Raw genomic sequence first — 18,529 nt, 5'->3', positions numbered from 1 at the left:
CTCCGGAAGCTTCAGATAGTCGGGTTGGCGGCGCGGTCGAAGAACTTGCGCGCTGCGCGTTCGTCGCTCTCGCGCTGCTCGCGCTTGGCCTGTGCCATCAGTTCCTGCCGGCGCACGCGTTCGGCGAGCGTGTCGAAGGAATTGAGGCGGCGCTTGTTGTTTCGCCAGTCGTCGCGGCCGTGGTCCAGCCGCGTCGCTGCCTGCGCGACGATGGCGCGCTGCTGCTCGATCGCACCGTCGAGCGTGCCCAGGAAGGCCTGGTAGTTGCGCAGCTTCGCGGTGGCGAGGCCTTCGCTCATCAGCATCTGCAACTGCTCGACGTAGTCCTGCCGGTACTTCATCAGCATCTCGAGCTTCTGGTTCGCGCTGAGCTGTGCGTTCTGCAGCAGGCCGAGCCGCTTGGCGGACTCGTCGGTCTGCGTGCGGGCGAGGTCGGTCAGCATTTCGAGGGGGAGTCGCTGGGCCATGGTTGTTCCTTCCGTGTTCAGCCGTGCTCGAAGAGCTTGGTCATGCGCGAGATCGATGCGGTGTAGTCGGTGCGCTCTTCCATCGCTTGCTGCAGGAAGGCTTCGATCCGCGGATACATCGCAATGGCCTGGTCGAGCTGCGCGTCATGGCCAGGGGCGTAGGCGCCGACGCTGATCAGGTCGCGGTTGCGCTGGTAGCGCGAGAGCATCTGCTTGAAGCGCCGCACCACGTCGAACTGCGACGACGGGATCAGCGCGGTCATCGCACGGCTGATCGACGCCTCGATGTCGATGGCGGGGTAGTGGCCCGCCTCGGCGAGCGATCGCGAAAGCACCACGTGGCCGTCCAGGATCGCGCGCGCCGAATCGGCGATCGGGTCCTGCTGGTCGTCGCCTTCGGACAGCACGGTGTAGAAGGCGGTGATGGAGCCGCCGTGGCCGTTGGCATCGCGCGCACCATTGCCGGCGCGTTCCACCAACGCGGGCAGCTTCGCGAAGACCGATGGCGGATAGCCCTTGGTGGCCGGCGGTTCGCCCACCGCGAGCGCGATCTCGCGCTGCGCCATCGCGTAGCGGGTGAGCGAATCCATGATGAGCAGCACATCCTTGCCCTGGTCGCGGAAGTACTCCGCAAGGCAGGTGGCATAGGCGGCGCCCTGCAGTCGCAGGAGCGGCGAGTTGTCGGCCGGCGCCGCAACCACCACCGCACGGGCGAGGCCTTCCTCGCCGAGCGTGTTCTCGATGAAATCCTTCACTTCGCGGCCGCGCTCGCCGATCAGGCCGACCACGATCACTTCCGCGCTGGTGTAGCGGGCCATCATGCCCAGCAGCACGCTCTTGCCCACGCCAGAGCCCGCGAAAAGGCCCATGCGCTGGCCGCGTCCGACGGTGAGCATCGCGTTGATCGCGCGCACGCCCACGTCGAGCACCGAATCGATCGGTGCGCGGGTGAGGGGGTTCATTGGCGGCGAGGACAACGGCACCTTTCGTGCGATGTCGAGCGGACCAAGGCCGTCGAGCGGCCGTCCGGCGGCATCGACGACGCGGCCAAGCATGCCTTCACCGACGGGCAGCCGCTTGGCGTGGCCTTCACCGGCGAGGGTCGACCCGGCGCTGCCTTGGCGCGGGATCACGCGCGCACCGGGAAGCAGACCGGACACCTCGCTCTGAGGCATCAGGAAAAGCTTGTCGCCTGCGAAGCCGACCACTTCGGCTTCGGCATAGCGATGAGCGTGGCCAGGTGGCAGTTCGACGAGGCAGTCACTGCCCACCGGCAGTTGAAGTCCCACGGCTTCGAGCACGAGGCCAACCGCGCGCGTGAGGCGGCCCGATTGCACGCTGATGGGCGCGCGACTCACGTCGACGCGCGCACGAGAGAGTGCATCGCGCCAGGACTGCAGATGCGGCTCGGGCGATCCGAGAGGCGTCGCGATGCTCATCGTTCAGTTCTCCTGCGCATCGGCATCGCGATGCAGCGCGGCGGCAACGTTCTTCCAGCGGGTTTCGAGGCTGGCGTCGAGTTCGCCGCTCGCGGATTGCACTCGGCAGCCGCCGCGCGAGATCGTGTCGTCGGCGCGAACCTGCCAGCCAGCGGCTTCGAGTTCGTTGCCGAGGCTGTTCTTTACCAGCGCGACGTCGTCCGGGTGCATATGCAGGCGCGGCTCGCCTTGCAACGCAGGTTCGGCGTGGAGCAGATCCTGCACCAGCGGCAGCACCCATTCGGGTTCGGCGCGCAGGGTGCGGTGCACCACCTGCCGCGCGATGTCGAGCGCGAGCGTGAGAAGTGCATCGGCCACTTCGCTTTCGGCGCGGCGCAGTGCGACCGGGAGGCTGGTCGCGATGGCGCGGAGTTGCTCGGCGTGGGCGCTTGCGGCGGCGAGTCCCGCGGCGATACCTTCGGTGTGACCTTCGCTGAGGCCCTGCGCGCGACCCTTCGCGAGACCTTCCTTGCGGCCTTCGGCTTCGCCGGCTGCACGAGCTTCGCGGCGCAGCTGCGCCAGTTCGGCGGCATGCAGCAGAGCGGGTGAGGGCGCGACCTCGGCTGGTGCCGCTGCCGCTGCGCGTTGCGAAGCGCCTGCGGTCTGGCCTTCGGTGAGCGTGTCCATCTCCCAGCGCTGCCATGCGGACAGCGCCGGCTTGCCGGGACGGGAGGACTTTGGTGCAGGCGCGGGTGCGGCTGCAGCACTCGCGGGCGGCGCGTAGGCCGACGCGAGCAGCGCGCGCGCGCCGGGAGCGAAGGCGTGCTGGGCCTGTTTAGACAAAGTCATCGGTGCCAGGCGCTGCGATCACGATTTCGCCGGACTCTGCAAGACGGCGAGCCACCTGCAGGATCGACTTCTGTTCGGCCTCGACCTGCGACACACGCACCGGACCGCGCAGCTCCATGTCCTCGCGCAGCGTTTCGGCGGCGCGTTGCGACATGTTGGCCAGGAACTTGTCGCGCAGTTCCTGCGGCGAGCCCTTGAGCGCGATGATGAGCGAGTCGGATTCGATGTCCTTGAGCAGGCGCTGGATGCTGCGGTCCTCGAGGCCCAGCAGGTTCTCGAAGACGAACATCTCGTCCACGATGCGCTGTGCGAGTGCATCGTCGACTTCGCGCACATGGGCGATCGCCTCTTCTTCCTGCGCGCTCGCCATGAGGTTGACGATTTCCGCCGCGGTGCGCACACCGCCGAGACGGCTGCGCTTGAGGCCCTGGCCGGACAGCATCTCGGTGAGCACGTCGGTGAGTTCGTTGAGCGCCGAGGGCTGCACGCCGCCGAAGGTCGCGATACGCATGATCACGTCGTGGCGCAGGCGGGTCGGCAGCTTCTCCAGCACTTCCGAGGCCTTCATGCGGTCCAGGTGGATGAGCACCGTCGCGAGGATCTGCGGATGCTCGTCGCGGATGAGCTCGGCCACTTCGCCGGCTTCGAGCTGGTTGAGGCGCTCGATGCCGCTGTGCGGTTCGTCGGCCTGGAGGATGTCTTCGAGCAGGTTGCTCGCGCGGTCGTCGCCGAGGGCCTTCTTGAGCACTGCCTTGATGTAGCTGCTCGATCCGAGATGCAGCGCGGAGAGCTGTTCGGTCTCCTGCCGGAACTCGGCGAGCACCGACGAGAGCTCGTCCTTCGAGACGGCGTTGAGCCGGGCCATCGCGAGGCCGAGCGTCTGCACCTCGGCAGTGGGCAGGTGGTGGAGCGCGGCGGCCGCGCGGTCTTCACCGAGCGCCAGCAACAGGATGGCGCTCTTGCGGGTTCCGAGTTCACTGATCATTGCTGTTCATCCAATGACTAATCAGGGTGGCGACGAGCTTGGGGTCCTGCTCGGCGAGCTGATGGGCGTAGTCCATGTCGGCCTTCTGGCGTGCGGCCTCGCGCACGCGCAGGGCCTCTTCCGGCGCGATCTGCGGTGTGTCGTCGAGCTTCGGCTCGTCGCCGTTGGTCTCTTGCGTGGCGACGACCGGCTCCGGTGCCGGCGGCGGCGCAAGGTGCTTGCGCAGAATCGGACGCAGCACCGCGAACCATGCGAAGAGCGCCAGCAGTGCGACCAGCAGATACCCGCCGACGGTCTTGGCCAGTTCGATGTTCTGCGGATCGCGCCACACCGGCACTTCCGGCGCGGGCGGCTCGCGGTCGTCGGCGAAGGCGCTGTTGACCACATTGAGCGAATCGCCGCGTTCCTGGCTGAAGCCCATCGCCTCCTTGGCGAGATTGCGGATCTGGTCGATCTCGACAGGCGTCAGTGCGCGCTGCGTGGTCTTGCCGCCTTCGACGGCGTCCTTGTAGTTCACGACCACCGCGACCGACAGACGACGAACGCCGCCGGCGCCCTGTTGCACGTGGCGGATCGAGCGGTCGAGTTCGTAGTTGGTGGTGACGTCCTTGCGCGAGCTGCCGGGGCCGGCTGCCGCGGCGGTCGACGTGGTCGATGCGGCATTGGCGTTCGCTGCAGCCGCACCCTGGGCACCGCGGGCTTGCGCGTTCTGCGCGCCTTGTGCGCCTTGTGCGCCGGGCTGGCCGGGCGGGGTCGGATTGGTGATCGGTGCCGTCGGGTTCACCGGCGGCTGGTTCGACAGCGCGCCAGGCACACCGCCCGGCGGCACTGCGCCACGCTGGTTCGATTCGCTCGACTGCTGGCTGCGAATCGAGGCGCGGGTCGGGTCCGCGTTGGGGCTGTACTTCTCGTCGGTGTGCTCCACGGTCGAGAAGTCGATGTCCGCCGCTACCTGCGCGCGCACGTTGTTCGCGCCGACGATCGGCTGCAGGATTGCTTCGATGCGGCGGATGTACCCCTGCTCGATCTCCTGCGTGTACTTGAGCTGGCTCACGTCGAGGCCGCGCGCACCGCTGTTCGCGGCCGAGAGCAGGTTGCCGCGCTGGTCCACCACGGTCACGCTCTTGGCGTCCAGCTCAGGCACGCTGCTGGAGATCATGTGCACGATCGCGCTCACCGTGCCTTCGTCGATGCTGCGGCCGCGCTGCAGCGTGAGCACGACCGAGGCAGAAGGCTTCTTCTGCTCGCGCACGAAGAGCGAGGGCTTCGGGATCGCGAGATGCACGCGCGCGGATTCGACGCTGGCGATCGATTCGATCGACCGCGCGAGTTCGCCTTCGAGCGAGCGCTGGTAGTTGACCTGCTCGGCGAACTGGCTGGTGCCGAACTTCTGGTTGTCCATCAGTTCGAAGCCCACGCCGCCGGCCTTGGGCAGTCCCTGCGCGGCGAGCTTGAGTCGCGCTTCAGGCACCTTGTCGCCGGGGATGAGGATCGCACCGCCGCCTTCGGCGAACTTGTACGGCACGTTCATCTGCTGCAGCGACGCGATGATCGCGCCGCCGTCGCGGTCCGACACGTTGGTGTAGAGCACCTTGTATTCGGGGCCGTGATTCCACAGCGTGAAGGCAGCAGCGGCCGCGACCAGCGCGGCACCGCCGACGATCATGGGCAGCTTGGGCTGCGCACGAAGTCGTTCGAGGAAGTGGGGAAGCGAAGAGGCCGCCGCAGGCGCCGCGTTCGCTGGCGTTGCCGCAGCGGTCATTCCCCAGTCCTCATCTTGGCTGTCGCGCAGTCGCGGTCCGTCGTCATGGTGATGCTTGAAGTTTTTTGTTCAGATTTCATGCCGGAGGCCGATGACAAGGGTCAGCGGACTTTTCGTTACGCGATCGATTGTCTGGACGCGTCCGGAAATCGATGGGCCGAACAACGGGGGTTTTTGCCGTTTGTTGGCGGCTTGAATGCGGGTCTTCCCTTGTTACGCTGAAAGGACGACGGAGCGCCTGCGCGCTTCCTTAGCAACCTCGAAGCACGAATCAAGAAAGAACCGAATGTCGATCTCCGCCATCGAATCCGTCCTGCAGCAAATGCGCGCGACCGCCGTGCAGGCGGGCTTCGCACCCGCGCCGACCGCATCCGCCGCAACCACCGAGACGGGCGGCTTCGCAGCCGAGCTCAAGCGCTCGCTGGACAACATCAGCGGTGCGCAGAACCACGCCTACGGCCAGGCCGAAGCCTTCGAACTCGGCAAGCCGGGCGTTGCGCTCAATGACGTGATGGTCGATCTGCAGAAAGCCAATGTGGCTTTCCAGACCGGTATTCAAGTGCGCAATCGGTTGGTCGCCGCCTATCAGGAAGTGATGAGCCTGCAGGCGTAATTTGCGCTTGTGTCTCGGGGCGTACTTTTTCGAAGGCCGCCCTAAAGGTTTGAAGGCCCCTGTCGATAACAACCTCAACGATGGAATTCGAAACCCCCACAAGGGCAAGAGCCAGCGTTAAGGACCAGAGCTTTCAACCCTTTCTTCTTACTAGGAGTCGAGAATGGCGCAAGTCATTAACACTAACTACCTCTCGCTGGTTGCCCAAAACAACCTGAACAAGTCGCAGAGCTCCTTGAACAGCGCCATCGAGCGTCTGTCGTCGGGCATGCGCATCAACAGCGCCAAGGATGACGCTGCTGGCCAAGCCATTGCCAACCGCTTCACCGCGAACGTCAAGGGTCTGACGCAAGCTGCCCGTAACGCCAACGACGGTATCTCCATCGCTCAAACGACCGAAGGTTCGTTGAACGAAATCAACAACAACCTGCAGCGCGTTCGCGAGCTGACGGTTCAGGCCGCCAACGGCACGAACTCGGACAGCGACCTCTCGTCGATCCAGGCTGAAATCAAGCAACGCCTCGACGAAATCGACCGCGTGTCGGCACAGACGCAGTTCAACGGCGTGAACGTTCTCGCCAGCGACCAGAAGCTGAGCATCCAGGTTGGTGCCAACGACGGCGAAACCATCGACATCGACCTGAAGAAGATCACGTCGTCGACCCTGGGTCTGGGCAAGCTGGACGTGACCAAGTCGCTCCAGAGCTCGTCGCTCGTCGCTGCTGGCAACTTCAAGGAGGCAGTGGCTGCCTCGGGTGGTTCGGCTGCGGTTCCGGCTACGACGGTTGCCCTGTCGTACACGGGTGCGGGCGCTTCGGCTGGTGCCACGACGCTGGTCGTTGGCAATGACGGTGACCTGTATGCGTCGCGTGGCGGCAAGCTCTATGCCGCAACGTTCGATGGCACCGCTGGCACCGTTTCCTACAGCACGGATCCGACCGGCGCGTCGGCGGCCACCGCCAGCGCGGCCACCAGCTTCGTGGATGGCTCCGGCAATCTGGTGGACTTGGCTACCGCTCAAGCTGCCGTCACCAGCACCAGCGACAGCTACACCGGCGCAACTTTCACTGTCTACCAAGAGAAAGCCACTGGCCAACAGGTGGTTTCCGATGGCACCGACAGCTGGACGATCGATGGCACGACCAACAAGATCGACATTGCGACCGGCGTCGTCACCTTGGCCACAAAGGACGCAACGGCCATTACCCAAGCCACCCTGACGGGCGCTACCTACGATGCGGTCTCTACGGGTGACGTTCTGACGGTGGCAGGTACGCCTGCGGTGCCCGCCTCCGGCGCCGCGGCCGCCGTTGCCTACGACACGGCCAGCGCTTTCAGCGCCCTCGGCGGCACGAACTCGCTGGTGAAGGATGCCGACGGCAACCTCTACATCAAGAACACCGACGCCGACGGCAAGGACGCGTACTACGCAGCAACCGCCGATGCTTCCGGCAAGGTCACCGCGGGCGACCGCGCGAACGTCGACCCGCTCGCCGCGATCGACGACGCCCTGTCGAACGTTGACTCGCTGCGCAGCAGCCTCGGTGCGATCCAGAACCGTTTCGAATCGACCATCACGAACCTGAACAACACCGTCACCAACCTGTCGGCTGCCCGTTCGCGTATCGAAGATGCCGACTACGCAACGGAAGTGTCGAACATGACCCGCGCGCAGATCCTGCAGCAAGCTGGTACCTCGGTGCTGGCCCAGGCGAACCAGACCACGCAAGGCGTGCTCTCGCTCCTGCGCTGATAGGCGACCAGCGCCCCGCATCCGCCCTCGGGCGGATGTGAGCGCGGCGCAGGCGTGCGGCCCCGGTTGCATGCCTGCGCTTTTCCCTGCGGCTTGCCTGCTTCGCGAGCAGGCCGCAGAGAAAAGCGAATCGAACAGACGAACAAGAGAAAGAAGCAATGAGTACCTCCATCAGCAGCCTCGGCGTCGGTTCCGGGCTCGACCTCAGCACTCTTCTGACGAACCTGCAGACGGCCGAAAGCGCGCCGCTGACGGACATCCAGACGCGCGCGACGAGCTACACCACCAAGCTCTCGGCCTATTCGCAGATCCAGAGCGCGCTCAATACGTTGAAGACCGCCAGCGACAAGCTGGCCGATCCGGCGCTGTTCAACACGGTGAAAGCGAGCGTCGGCGATTCGACGCTGTTCTCCGCAATCACCAGCGCAACGACCGTCGCAGGCACCTACACCGTCAACGTGGGCCAGCTCGCGCAGGCGCAATCGCTGGTGTCGAACGGCCAGGCTGATTCGAAGACCGCAATCGGCAGCGGTACCGTGACCATCCAGCTCGGCACGATCACGGGCGGCACGCTCGATTCGACGACCGGCAAGTACACCGGCGCCAGCTTCGCGGCCGACGCCGACCTCGCTTCGGTGTCGATCACCATCGGCAGCGGCAACAACACGCTCGAAGGCATCCGCGACTCGATCAACAAGGCCAATGCGGGTGTTACCGCGAGCATCGTGAACGACGGTAGCGGCACGCCGTATCGCCTGGTACTGACCTCCAAGGAGACCGGTGCTACCTCGAGCATGCAGATCTCGGTGACTGGCGACAGCGCCTTGCAGAACTTGCTGGGGTACGACCCGGCCGGGACGCAATCCCTGAAGCAGACCTCGGTCGCGCAGGACGCGAAGCTCAGCGTGAACGGTATCGATGTGGTGAGCGCAAGCAACACCGTGGAGGAGGCCATCCAGGGCACCACGCTGTCGCTGACGGCGACTGGCAACACCACGCTCAAGATGACAACCGACACATCAGTGGTCAGCACGGCGGTCACGGCCTTCGTCAACGCCTACAACGCGTTGCAAAACACGGCGACGACGCTGAGCGCCTACGACGCCGACAACAAGACCGCGGCTGCGCTCACTGGCGACCAGACGCTGCGCGGCCTGATCAACCGCGTGCGCCAGGCAGTCACGACGCCGCAAGCCGGCGGGACGAATGACATGAAGGTGCTCTCGGAGATCGGCGTGAGCCTGCAGAAGGACGGCACGCTGGCGCTGGACAGCACCAAGCTCAGCGCTGCCATGGCCAAGGACATGAAGGGCGTCGCCGCGCTGTTCTCGAGCGACAGCACGAGCACCTCGGGCTACGGCAAGCAGGTCAGCGCACTGGTGACGAACCTCACCTCGTCCGATGGCGTGCTCACTGCCGCGACCAACGGCATCAATGCCACGCTGGACGACCTGAGCAACCAGTACAACGCGATGCAGGACCGCGTGAACGCGGCCATGGATCGCTATCGCGAGCAGTTCACGCAGCTCGACGTGCTGGTTGCGAGCCTGAACAACACGAAGACCTACCTGACGCAGCAGTTCGATGCGATGACCAGCAGCAGCAAGTAACGCCGACAGTGCGAAGCGGAACCCCATGTACACCCCCCACAACCACAGGACCGGCGCCGGCGCCTATGCGCGCATCGGTGTCGAGTCCGGCGCGATGAGCGCATCGCCGCACCAGCTGATCAGCATGCTCTTCGACGGCGCGAAGACCGCCATCGGGATGGCGCGCCATCACATGGCGAGCGGTGACGTCGTGGCCAAGGGCCGCGCGATCTCGCAGGCGGTGAACATCGTCGAGAACGGCCTCAAGGCGAGTCTCGATGCTGATGCGGCCGGCGCGTCGGGGGCAGAACTGGTGGGGAATCTGACGGCGCTCTACGGCTACATCGTGCAGCGACTGCTCTACGCGAACCTGCGCAACGACGCGCAGGCGCTTGACGAAGCCGACCGCCTGCTCGATGACATCGCAGGCGCCTGGCGCGAGATCGATGGCGCAGCGGCCGCCTGAAGCCGATACAAATGAGGAAGACGAGGGACAACATGGCAGTCACGAGTGAAGTCGTCCATTGCTACAGCGAGCTCGCGACGCGCGTTTCGCTGATGGCTGAATTGGCGCGTGAGAAGGAGTGGGGTCGGCTGCCGGAGCTGGAGGCGCAATGTTCTGCGCTGGTCGACAGGCTCAAGGTGCTGCAGCCGATGGAAGTGCTGGACCCGGCGCAATACGACGAGATGCGGCGCCTGATCGCGCGCATCCGCCTCGACCAGGACGAGGTGTGCGGTCTGGTGAAGCCGGAGATCCAGCAACTGATCGCGCGCATGAGTTCGCTGCATCAGCAGCAGACGCTGGGCAAGGCCTACGGCCCGCCCCACTGAGCTGGACTGAGATCGCGCCATGATCGCTTTGTCCGGGTTGATCGACACGCTCCTCACGACGAAGGCTTCGCCGCGGACGGACGTGCTCGCCATCAAGAGCGAGGCCGAGATCGGCCCGCCTGGACCCGCGTTGCAGGTGGGGAGGGTCGCGAACGACGTGCGCCTGCCGTCGAACGCGGCGCTCGAACGACTGCTGCCCGGTGCCATCGGCGAAGCGGCATATCGCGAAGGTTCATCGACGCGCGCCGCGAAGGCCGATCTGTCGGCGGCGGCGCGGGTCATCAGCGCGCTGCTGGCGGATGAGCATGGCGATGCAGGTCCGGTGCGCGGCACCGCTCCCGCCTGGACTTCCGCGAAGGCGCCCGATCCGGCTGCGCTCGCGGGCACGCTGTCGCAGAACGTTTCGAAGAGTGGGCTGTTCTACGAATCGCATCTCGTTGAGTTCGCCGCGGGCAATCGCACGCTGGCGCAGCTGGCCGAAGAGCCGCAGGCACGCTGGTCGGGGCCGGGGCTCGCGGTGGCACTTGCGGCCGAGTCGCAGACCGTCGCACCAAACGCGGCCGTGCCTTTGTCGCCGGCTGAAGCATCGCAACAAGCCGTCGCGCAAGACATCGCACCGGTAGTTGACGAACTCGCATCGAATACTGGAAAGCCTGCGGCAGCAGCCGGGCAGGGCGGCACTGCCGATATGCAGGAGACGAAGCCCGCGGCTGCGCAGTCACCTGCCGCCGATGTGCCGGTAGCCGCTGAGGGAGAAACCCGTCCGGAAGCCGCACGTGTTCATGCCGCCTACCGCTGGGGCGAAGCGCCCGCGGTGATGACCGAAGCCGCGCCCGAGCGCGCCGTCGCGGAAAGCGCCACGACTCGCCATGCGGTCCACGCAGCGACGGCGGCGCTTGCGCCCGTCGCGACAGAGATGATCCATCCGCAGTCTGTCGGCCTGGTGCACCAGCAGCTTGATCTGCTTGCCACTTCCGTCTTCCGCTGGAGCGGAGAAGCGTGGCCCGGTGTGCCGATGCAATGGTCGATCGAGCAGGAAGCCGAAGAGCGCGAGTCCCATGCGGGCGGCGAAGAAGTGGCGCGCTCCTGGTCCACCACGGTGTCGATGCATTTGCCGAACCTGGGCGTCGTCGACGTGCGGCTCAGTCTCGCAGGCGACGGCGTGCAGGCGCGCCTGAGTGCAGTCGAAGCCGTCACCGTCGCGCGTCTGCGCGCAGACGGTGGGGCACTGGCAAAGCGATTCGATGCGATCGGCCTGCGTCTGCAGGACTTCCAGGTTGCCGGGATGAATCCGTCATGACCGCCGCGATGGACGACCGCCAGAGCGCGGTGGCCCTGTCGCACGCGGACGCCTCGAAGGCGCCGGTGGTCGTGGCGAAAGGTTATGGCGTGGTGGCCGAGTCGATCATGCGCGAGGCGAAGGCGAACGGCCTCTACGTGCACGAGTCCGCGGACCTCGTGCGTCTGCTGATGCAGGTGAACCTCGACCAGCAGATCCCGCCGCAGCTCTACCGCGCCGTGGCCGAGTTGATGGCGTGGATTCACAGTCTCGAAAGTGACACGAGTGCACTTCCGAGGCGAATGTCATGAAATATTTCACACGAAGTTTTTTGAATTGATACTTTTGGTTTCGTGTTAATGAGAATTCATAAAAGGAATGAACAATTGATGTCGTGATTTTGTCTCATTGGTGGTTTGAATACTTTTTTATCCATCAATGAAACTACATCGATCATTTGATTTGTACTCATTCTACTTACTTCTCTCAAGTGAGGGTTTCTCGGGATTTGGAGTTGTTCAGGGCCGTGTCAGATAAGTCTCACTTTCTGGTACGAGCGGCGGGCAAGATGTTAAAGATTGTTAAAACCTGCCGATAGACTAGAGCCAATATCAAACGGAGTGCAGAGTGGAATTGGAAACTGACGGTGGTGCGAGCAATGGCGACATCTCGAAAGAGATCGGCGACATCAACCTCGCCTATATGCTGCTCGCGCAAAAGCTGGCCAAGCAGGATCGCGCAGCAGCCATGTATCGTTTGGGGGTCGGCCGCGAACTCGCTGATTTGCTGGCCAACATGTCTTTGACTCAGATCGTCAAAATGGCGGCGTCGAATTTTCTGCTCTGCAGTTTCCGCCTCGACGATCATCCGATGTTCGCCGTATTTGGCGAAGAAAAGGATTCGACGCTCCAGCAGGCGCATATGTCGATCCTGATGTCTGCGCGAAAAATTCAGTCGCGTGAAGCGGACGCAATGGCATGACCAAAAAAAGCGTTCTCGGCGAAGTGCGCGAAGTTCAATTGGCCATCGAGCTGATTGAATTGGGTGCGCGACTGCAATTTCTCGAATCGGAAGTCGGCCTGAGTCGGGAACGCCTGATTCGCCTTTACAAGGAATTGAAAGGCGTTTCGCCGCCAAAAGGGCTTTTGCCTTTTTCGACGGATTGGTACATGACCTGGTTGGCCAATATCCATTCCTCGATGTTCTACAACATGTACCGCTTCATGCTGGAAGAGGCGTACGAGACCCCGTTGCGGGCGCTCATCAAGAGCTATCGCCTGTACATGGAACAGATCGAGGCGCATGGCGGCGAGGTCGTGCTGGACTTCACGCGTGCCTACACGATGGTGCGCTTCTTCGAGAGCGACATGCTCCAGCTGAGCACCTGCAGCCGTTGTGGCGGGCGCTTCGTCGCGCATGCGCACGACAACAAGCATGGCTATGTGTGCGTGCTCTGCCGCCCGCCTTCGCGCGCAGGCAAGGCGCGCGCTCCGAAGAGGGTTGAAGCGCCGGCAGATTCGGATTTCGCTTCCGACGCCGTTCTGGCGCGCGCGCAACCGCAAGCCGCCGTCGGAGGCCATTGAGGCGATTCATTCAATTCGAAATCGAACCATTTGATTTGACGCCTGAGGGCAAAAGGGGAAGCGTGTGCTGGTGCTGGTCGGATACCTGGTGGTGGTGGGAACCGTGTTCGGGGGCTATGCCCTCATGGGCGGTCATTTCGGCGTCCTGTTCCAGCCGATCGAAGTGCTGATGATCGGAGGCGCCGCATTGGGCGCCTTCATTGCCGGCAACAACGGCAAGACGATCAAGGCGACGATGAAGGAATTGCCGTTGCTCCTTCGTTCGTCCAAGCACAACCAGCAGCTCTACATGGATCTGCTCGCGTTGCTGTATGAGCTGCTCGCCAAGGCGCGCAAGGACGGCATGATGAAGCTCGAGTCCGACGTGGAGAACCCGAAGGAAAGCGAGATCTTCAACCGCTATCCGGAGATCATGGGCGAGCACGAACTCATGGAGTTCCTGTGCGACTACCTGCGCCTGATGGTGAGCGGCAACACCGACGCCTTCGAGATCGAGGCGCTGATGGACCACGAGATCGAGACCATCCGACACGAGGCCGAAGTGCCTTCGCACAGCCTGGCGCGTGTCGGCGATGCGCTGCCTGCACTGGGCATCGTGGCCGCGGTGCTGGGTGTGGTGCATGCACTCGGTTCGGCCAACCTGCCGCCTTCCGAGATGGGCTCGCTGATTGCTCACGCAATGGTCGGTACCTTCCTCGGCGTGCTGATGGCCTATGGTTTCGTGATGCCGCTCGCGACCGTGATCGACCAGAAGGTCGAAGAGGGCATGAAGGTCTTCCAGTGTGCAAAGGTCACGTTGCTCGCAAGCCTGAACGGCTATGCACCGCAACTGGCAGTGGAGTTCGGCCGCAAGGTGCTGTTCTCGACCGAGCGTCCGACTTTCAACGAGCTCGACGAGCACGTCCGCGAAGTCAAGGCACGCTGATCGCCGGGGCGTAGACCATGAGCGCAGACAAGCACCGCGTCATCATCAAGAAGGTCGCCGGGGGTGGCGGTGGCCACCACGGCGGCGGCTGGAAGATCGCCTACGCCGACTTCATGACGGCCATGATGGCGTTCTTTCTCGTGATGTGGCTGCTGTCGATCTCGACGCCGAAGCAGCGCGAGGGCATCGCCGAGCATTTCCGCATGCCGCTCAAAGTGGCACTGAGCGGCGGAGAGAAGAACAGCCTGAGTTCGAGCGTGATCCCGGGCGGCGGCCCGGACCCGATCGCGGAGGAAGGCGAAGAGAAGCTCTCCGACGCCGAACGTGCCGAGATGGAAGATGCCGCGCGCCTCGCCGACATGAAGAAGCGCCTGGACGACCTGATCGAGAACAGCCCGATCTTCAAGCAGCTGCGCTCGCAGATCCTGATCGACATCACGACCGAAGGCCTGCGCCTTCAGATCGTCGACAGCGAAAAGCGCCCGATGTTCGACCTCGCGAGTGCTCGCGTCGTGCCGCACATGCGCGCCATCCTTCGCGCGCTGGGGCCGACGCTCAACGACCTTCCCAACAAGATCACCCTGTCGGGCCACACCGACGCCATCGTCTACACCAACGGCGACAAGGCCTACGGCAACTGGGAGTTGTCGGCCGATCGCGCCAACGCATCGCGGCGCGAGCTCGTGATGGGCGGCATGAACGAGAGCAAGGTGCTGCGCGTCGTCGGCCTGGCCGACAGCATGCACCTCGACAACGCCGACCCGCGCAACCCGATCAACCGGCGCATCAGCATCATCGTCCTGAACCGCCAGACACAGGACCGCATCGAGCGCGAGAACAGCGGCGAGCTCAACAAGTCGAGAGTCGGCACGTCGTTGCCCGCAAGCACGGAGGCTGCTTCTGTGAAGCCGACGTCTTTCAATCCATCCGCGCCCACCCAGTAGCAGCGAAGCAAAAACATGGACCTCAGTCAGTTTTCCCAAGCATTCTTTGTCGAAGCGATCGAGCTTCTGGCCGAGATGGAGCAGCTGCTCCTCGAGCTCGATGTCGATTCGCCGGACAGCGAACAGCTCAACGCCATTTTTCGTGCGGCCCATTCGATCAAGGGCGGCGCCGCGACCTTCGGCTTTACCGCGTTGACCGAAACGACGCACCTGCTGGAGACCCTCCTGGACCGGGCACGCCACAACCAGCTTCGTCTGAGCGCGCCCATGATCGATGCCTTTTTGGAAACGAAGGACGCCTTGCAAGAACAACTCACTGCCTACCAGGCTGGCAAAGAACCCGAGCCTGACATGGTGGCGCACATCTGCGCCGTGCTTCAGCAACTCGCGCTCGAGACCGCCGATGGCAAGTCTCTCGCGCCGGCACCTGCACCCGTGGCTGCGCCTGCGCCTGCAGCGGCGCCCGTGGCGGCTGCGGCGCCGGAAGCCGGGGCGTCCGACGCGGGCGGTGCGCTGCGCATCCGCCTGAGCGGCCTGTCGGACGGCGAGTGCGACCTGCTCGCAGACGAGCTGGCCAACCTCGGCAAGATCGTCTCGCGCACGCGCAGCAATGACCAGTTGACCGTCATGCTCGACACCACCTGCGAGCCCGACGAGATCATCGCGGTGTGCTGCTTCGTCATCGACGAATCGCAGATCGACATTGCCCGCGAGGCTGCTGCGCCTGCGGCCCCTGTTGAGCCCGTTGCAGCCGCACCCGTTGCCGCAGCACCTGCGGCACCGACTGCCGAACCCGCACGGGCGCAAGCGTCCGCACCGGCTGCTGCAGCACCCGCCGCCGCAGCAGCGGCGAAGGATTCGAGCTCGATCCGCGTGGACGTGGAGAAGGTCGACCAGCTCATCAACCTCGTGGGCGAACTCGTCATCACGCAATCCATGCTCACGCAGGCCGCGACGATGCTCGACCCGGTGGCTTACGAGCGTTTCCTCAGTGGCCTGGGCCACCTGGAGCGCAATGCGCGCGACCTGCAGGAATCGGTCATGTCCATCCGCATGATGCCGATGGACTACGTCTTCAGCCGCTTCCCGCGCGTGATCCGCGACGTGAGCGCCAAGCTCGGAAAGCAGGTGCGGCTCGACACCTTCGGCAAGGAAACCGAGCTCGACAAGGGCCTGATCGAACGCATCATCGATCCGCTCACGCACCTCGTCCGCAACAGCCTCGACCACGGCATCGAGACGCCCGACATCCGCCAGGCCAAGGGCAAGGAAGCGACCGGCCAGTTGCTGCTCTCGGCGCAGCACCATGGCGGCAACATCGTGATCGAGGTCAGCGACGACGGCGCCGGCCTCAATCGCGAGAAGATCCTCGCCAAGGCCATGCAGCAAGGGCTTGCGGTCAGCGAATCGATGCCCGACGAAGAAGTCTGGCAACTCATCTTCGCGCCGGGCTTCTCCACTGCGGAGCAGGTGACCGACATCTCGGGCCGCGGCGTGGGCATGGACGTGGTCAAGCGAAACATCCAGGAAATGGGCGGCCACGTCGAGATCCAGTCGCGCGGCGGCTACGGCACGACCACCCGCATCGTGCTGCCGCTGACGCTCGCGATCCTGAACGGCATGTCGGTCAAGGTGGGCAACGAGGCCTACATCCTGCCGCTGTCCTACGTGATCGAGTCGCTGCAGCCGCTGCCGGAGCACCTGCATTCGATCACCAGCGATGGCCACGTCATCAAGGTGCGCGGCGAATACCTGCCGCTGATCGAACTGCATCGCGTGTTCGACGTGTCGGGTGCGCAAGTGAATCCGACGCAGGGCATCCTCGTGATCGTGCAGGCCGACGACGCACGCTTTGCGCTGCTGGTGGACGAGCTGCTCGGCCAGCACCAGGTGGTGGTGAAGAACCTCGAGACCAACTACCGCAAGGTGCCCGGCATCTCGGCGGCCACCATCCTTGGCGACGGCAGCGTGGCATTCATCATCGACGTCGGTGCGATGCCGCGCATCCAGCGCGCGCAGGCTGCCAGCGCCGTGGCGCTCGCCGGTGCCTCGAGGATGACACCCGTCGAAGCTTGAGCACACCTCATGCAATTGCCCCGTGCACCCGGCCTGGACCGGGTGTTTGACTTGAGAACTTGCGGAGACTCTTGCAATGCGTTTTGACTTCTTTCGCCGTCCTGGATCGAAGGGCGACGTCGCGGTCGATGAGCTGGTGGCGCCCATGGCGCAAGGCACCCCCGAGCCGTCGCCCGAGAGCGTGCTGCTGGAAGAAGCGGAGGCCAATGGCTACGTGACCTACGCATTGCAGGTCGATGCGCAGATGCGTGTGCAGGGCATGCGCTTCGCCTGGCGCGACGCGTCCGGAAATGCCGACACTTCCGCGCAATGCAAGGCGCTGATCGAGTGCATCTCGAAGCACCTCAACCCTGCGAAGGGATGGCGACTCGGGCGGCTGACCGTGTTCCTTGACGTCACGGTCGATGCGCTGTTCCTCAACGAGCTGCAGGCGCTCCCGCCGGAGAACGTCGTGCTGTGCATGGGCATGGACGATCTCGCGGAGGGCGACACGCGCTCGATGCTGCTCTTCCTGCGCGAGCAGGGCTTCGGCTTCATGTTGCGCGCCGCTGAGGCATTGCCGCAGGACCCGGAACTGCTTGAGATCATCACGCACTTCGATGTAGGTTCGGGCGATCCAGCCCTGATTGCCGCGGTGCGCGAGGGTGAGCCGATGGGCCGGGCGCCTATTCAACTCATCGCGACGCGCATGAACGGATGGGACGACTTCGAGACCTGCGCAGCGCATCGTGTCGATGTGCTCGTCGACGGCCGGCAGCCACCGCCACCGGTGAAGGAAGTCGGCGAACTGCAGCCCGAATCGCTGCTGATCGTGCGGCTGATGCAGTCGCTCAAGCGCAACGAGAACGTGCGTTCGATCGAGGCTGCGCTCAAGCGTGATGCAGCGCTCACCTACAGGCTGCTGCGCCACATCAACTCGCCGGCGATCGGCGTGGGCGTGGAGATCACTTCGCTGCGGCATGCGGTCTCCATGCTCGGCTACCAGCCGCTCTTCCGTTGGCTTTCGCTGCTGCTGGCGACCAGCAACAGGACCAGCTCCCACTTCATGATGAAGCGCGCCATCATGCGCGGCCGTTTCGTCGAGCTGATGGGGCAAGGAATGCTGCCCGCGAGCGATTCCGACAACCTGTTCGTGGTCGGCATGTTCTCTCTCATCGACCAGCTTCTCGGCGTGCCGATGCAGGAAGTGCTGAACAAGGTGCAGCTGACGGAATCGGTGCAGCAGGCCATCCTGTCCCGCAAAGGCGTCTACGCGCCTTTCCTGTCTCTCGTGGAAGCCTGCGAGAGCGACAGCGGCGATGCACCACGACTCGCGGAGGCGCTGTTCGTCAGCGCGAGCCAGGTCAATGCAGCGCACCTGTCGGCGATGGTCTGGTCCCAGGAGGCCAGCGCAGTCGAAGTGGGCTAAATCCCTGGGGGCTTGCTGCCGATATAGAGGTATGCGGGGCGAGCTCC

Annotated in this window: 18 protein-coding genes; 13 read left to right on the top strand and 5 right to left on the bottom strand. The window is 64.3% G+C overall.

The features are described from left to right. Positions 1-11: 11 nt before the first annotated feature. Genes fliJ through fliF form a run of 5 tightly spaced genes read right to left on the bottom strand, consistent with a single transcriptional unit; the run spans position 12 to position 5,481 of the window. A complete protein-coding gene (gene fliJ, locus FHW64_RS17595; RefSeq protein ID WP_184528508.1) occupies positions 12-467 on the bottom strand; it encodes a flagellar export protein FliJ in 456 nt (151 codons plus the stop codon). 17 nt (positions 468-484) lie between these two features. Next, positions 485-1,906: a flagellar protein export ATPase FliI gene (gene fliI, locus FHW64_RS17590; RefSeq protein WP_184528507.1), complete on the bottom strand. Its 1,422-nt coding sequence runs from the start codon at positions 1,904-1,906 to the stop codon at positions 485-487. Positions 1,907-1,909: 3 nt separating this feature from the next. Next, positions 1,910-2,734: a flagellar assembly protein FliH gene (gene fliH / locus FHW64_RS17585; RefSeq protein WP_260305243.1), complete on the bottom strand. Its 825-nt coding sequence runs from the start codon at positions 2,732-2,734 to the stop codon at positions 1,910-1,912. Next, the gene (fliG, locus tag FHW64_RS17580; RefSeq protein WP_184528505.1) at positions 2,721-3,719 is read right to left on the bottom strand and encodes a flagellar motor switch protein FliG; all 999 of its coding nucleotides are present in this window, start codon (positions 3,717-3,719) and stop codon (positions 2,721-2,723) included. The genes fliH and fliG overlap by 14 nt, the downstream gene beginning before the upstream one ends. After that, positions 3,709-5,481 (bottom strand): flagellar basal-body MS-ring/collar protein FliF, encoded by a 1,773-nt coding sequence (gene fliF, locus FHW64_RS17575; RefSeq protein WP_184528503.1) that lies wholly within the window; start codon positions 5,479-5,481, stop codon positions 3,709-3,711. The genes fliG and fliF overlap by 11 nt, the downstream gene beginning before the upstream one ends. Positions 5,482-5,767: 286 nt before the next feature. Between fliF and fliE the strand changes: the two genes are divergently transcribed. The 13 genes from fliE to FHW64_RS17510 all read left to right on the top strand — a co-directional run bounded on the left by fliE (position 5,768) and on the right by FHW64_RS17510 (position 18,482). After that, positions 5,768-6,094, top strand: coding sequence for a flagellar hook-basal body complex protein FliE (fliE, locus tag FHW64_RS17570; RefSeq protein ID WP_184528501.1), 327 nt, complete (start codon positions 5,768-5,770; stop codon positions 6,092-6,094). 163 nt (positions 6,095-6,257) lie between these two features. Continuing rightward, the gene (locus FHW64_RS17565) at positions 6,258-7,847 is read left to right on the top strand and encodes a flagellin (RefSeq protein WP_184528499.1); all 1,590 of its coding nucleotides are present in this window, start codon (positions 6,258-6,260) and stop codon (positions 7,845-7,847) included. A gap of 158 nt (positions 7,848-8,005) precedes the next feature. Beyond that, the gene (gene fliD / locus FHW64_RS17560) at positions 8,006-9,457 is read left to right on the top strand and encodes a flagellar filament capping protein FliD (RefSeq protein WP_184528497.1); all 1,452 of its coding nucleotides are present in this window, start codon (positions 8,006-8,008) and stop codon (positions 9,455-9,457) included. Positions 9,458-9,482: 25 nt separating this feature from the next. Then, complete coding sequence (gene fliS, locus FHW64_RS17555) at positions 9,483-9,902, top strand: flagellar export chaperone FliS (protein ID WP_184528495.1); 420 nt, start codon at positions 9,483-9,485, stop codon at positions 9,900-9,902. Between the two features lie 32 nt (positions 9,903-9,934). Next, positions 9,935-10,267 carry a flagellar protein FliT gene (locus FHW64_RS17550; protein WP_184528493.1) on the top strand — a complete coding sequence of 111 codons (333 nt, stop codon included), beginning with the start codon at positions 9,935-9,937 and terminating at the stop codon, positions 10,265-10,267. A gap of 19 nt (positions 10,268-10,286) precedes the next feature. Beyond that, positions 10,287-11,567 carry a flagellar hook-length control protein FliK gene (locus FHW64_RS17545; RefSeq protein ID WP_184528491.1) on the top strand — a complete coding sequence of 427 codons (1,281 nt, stop codon included), beginning with the start codon at positions 10,287-10,289 and terminating at the stop codon, positions 11,565-11,567. Beyond that, complete coding sequence (locus FHW64_RS17540; RefSeq protein ID WP_184528489.1) at positions 11,564-11,857, top strand: EscU/YscU/HrcU family type III secretion system export apparatus switch protein; 294 nt, start codon at positions 11,564-11,566, stop codon at positions 11,855-11,857. Before FHW64_RS17545 ends, FHW64_RS17540 begins: the two co-directional genes overlap by 4 nt. Positions 11,858-12,173: 316 nt before the next feature. Then, positions 12,174-12,527, top strand: a complete 354-nt coding sequence (gene flhD, locus FHW64_RS17535) for a flagellar transcriptional regulator FlhD (protein WP_311733323.1) — start codon at positions 12,174-12,176, stop codon at positions 12,525-12,527. Beyond that, positions 12,524-13,129: a flagellar transcriptional regulator FlhC gene (gene flhC / locus FHW64_RS17530; protein WP_184528487.1), complete on the top strand. Its 606-nt coding sequence runs from the start codon at positions 12,524-12,526 to the stop codon at positions 13,127-13,129. The genes flhD and flhC overlap by 4 nt, the downstream gene beginning before the upstream one ends. Positions 13,130-13,193: 64 nt before the next feature. Further along, positions 13,194-14,054, top strand: coding sequence for a flagellar motor stator protein MotA (gene motA / locus FHW64_RS17525; protein ID WP_184528485.1), 861 nt, complete (start codon positions 13,194-13,196; stop codon positions 14,052-14,054). A 17-nt stretch (positions 14,055-14,071) separates the two neighbouring features. After that, a complete protein-coding gene (motB, locus tag FHW64_RS17520) occupies positions 14,072-14,998 on the top strand; it encodes a flagellar motor protein MotB (protein ID WP_184528483.1) in 927 nt (308 codons plus the stop codon). 15 nt (positions 14,999-15,013) lie between these two features. Then, entirely contained in the window at positions 15,014-17,074 is a 2,061-nt protein-coding gene (gene cheA, locus FHW64_RS17515; RefSeq protein ID WP_184528481.1) for a chemotaxis protein CheA, read from the top strand. Between the two features lie 76 nt (positions 17,075-17,150). Then, the gene (locus tag FHW64_RS17510) at positions 17,151-18,482 is read left to right on the top strand and encodes an EAL and HDOD domain-containing protein (protein WP_184528479.1); all 1,332 of its coding nucleotides are present in this window, start codon (positions 17,151-17,153) and stop codon (positions 18,480-18,482) included. Positions 18,483-18,529 lie beyond the last annotated feature (47 nt).

This window comes from Variovorax sp. Sphag1AA (assembly GCF_014192575.1).
In the GTDB taxonomy this organism is placed as follows: domain Bacteria; phylum Pseudomonadota; class Gammaproteobacteria; order Burkholderiales; family Burkholderiaceae_C; genus Variovorax.
This window is presented reverse-complemented; position numbering and strand designations above follow the sequence as displayed.

What these genes read in the sequence shown, in the direction of transcription:
- fliS (WP_184528495.1), top strand. Translation starts at nt 9,483, where the DNA reads ATGTACACCCCCCACAACCACAGGACCGGCGCCGGCGCCTATGCGCGC.
- fliE (WP_184528501.1), top strand. Translation starts at nt 5,768, where the DNA reads ATGTCGATCTCCGCCATCGAATCCGTCCTGCAGCAAATGCGCGCGACC.
- fliG (WP_184528505.1), bottom strand. Translation starts at nt 3,719, where the DNA reads ATGATCAGTGAACTCGGAACCCGCAAGAGCGCCATCCTGTTGCTGGCG.
- FHW64_RS17550 (WP_184528493.1), top strand. Translation starts at nt 9,935, where the DNA reads ATGGCAGTCACGAGTGAAGTCGTCCATTGCTACAGCGAGCTCGCGACG.
- FHW64_RS17510 (WP_184528479.1), top strand. Translation starts at nt 17,151, where the DNA reads ATGCGTTTTGACTTCTTTCGCCGTCCTGGATCGAAGGGCGACGTCGCG.
- FHW64_RS17565 (WP_184528499.1), top strand. Translation starts at nt 6,258, where the DNA reads ATGGCGCAAGTCATTAACACTAACTACCTCTCGCTGGTTGCCCAAAAC.
- motB (WP_184528483.1), top strand. Translation starts at nt 14,072, where the DNA reads ATGAGCGCAGACAAGCACCGCGTCATCATCAAGAAGGTCGCCGGGGGT.
- cheA (WP_184528481.1), top strand. Translation starts at nt 15,014, where the DNA reads ATGGACCTCAGTCAGTTTTCCCAAGCATTCTTTGTCGAAGCGATCGAG.
- fliJ (WP_184528508.1), bottom strand. Translation starts at nt 467, where the DNA reads ATGGCCCAGCGACTCCCCCTCGAAATGCTGACCGACCTCGCCCGCACG.
- fliI (WP_184528507.1), bottom strand. Translation starts at nt 1,906, where the DNA reads ATGAGCATCGCGACGCCTCTCGGATCGCCCGAGCCGCATCTGCAGTCC.
- fliH (WP_260305243.1), bottom strand. Translation starts at nt 2,734, where the DNA reads ATGACTTTGTCTAAACAGGCCCAGCACGCCTTCGCTCCCGGCGCGCGC.
- fliF (WP_184528503.1), bottom strand. Translation starts at nt 5,481, where the DNA reads ATGACCGCTGCGGCAACGCCAGCGAACGCGGCGCCTGCGGCGGCCTCT.
- FHW64_RS17540 (WP_184528489.1), top strand. Translation starts at nt 11,564, where the DNA reads ATGACCGCCGCGATGGACGACCGCCAGAGCGCGGTGGCCCTGTCGCAC.
- flhC (WP_184528487.1), top strand. Translation starts at nt 12,524, where the DNA reads ATGACCAAAAAAAGCGTTCTCGGCGAAGTGCGCGAAGTTCAATTGGCC.
- fliD (WP_184528497.1), top strand. Translation starts at nt 8,006, where the DNA reads ATGAGTACCTCCATCAGCAGCCTCGGCGTCGGTTCCGGGCTCGACCTC.
- FHW64_RS17545 (WP_184528491.1), top strand. Translation starts at nt 10,287, where the DNA reads ATGATCGCTTTGTCCGGGTTGATCGACACGCTCCTCACGACGAAGGCT.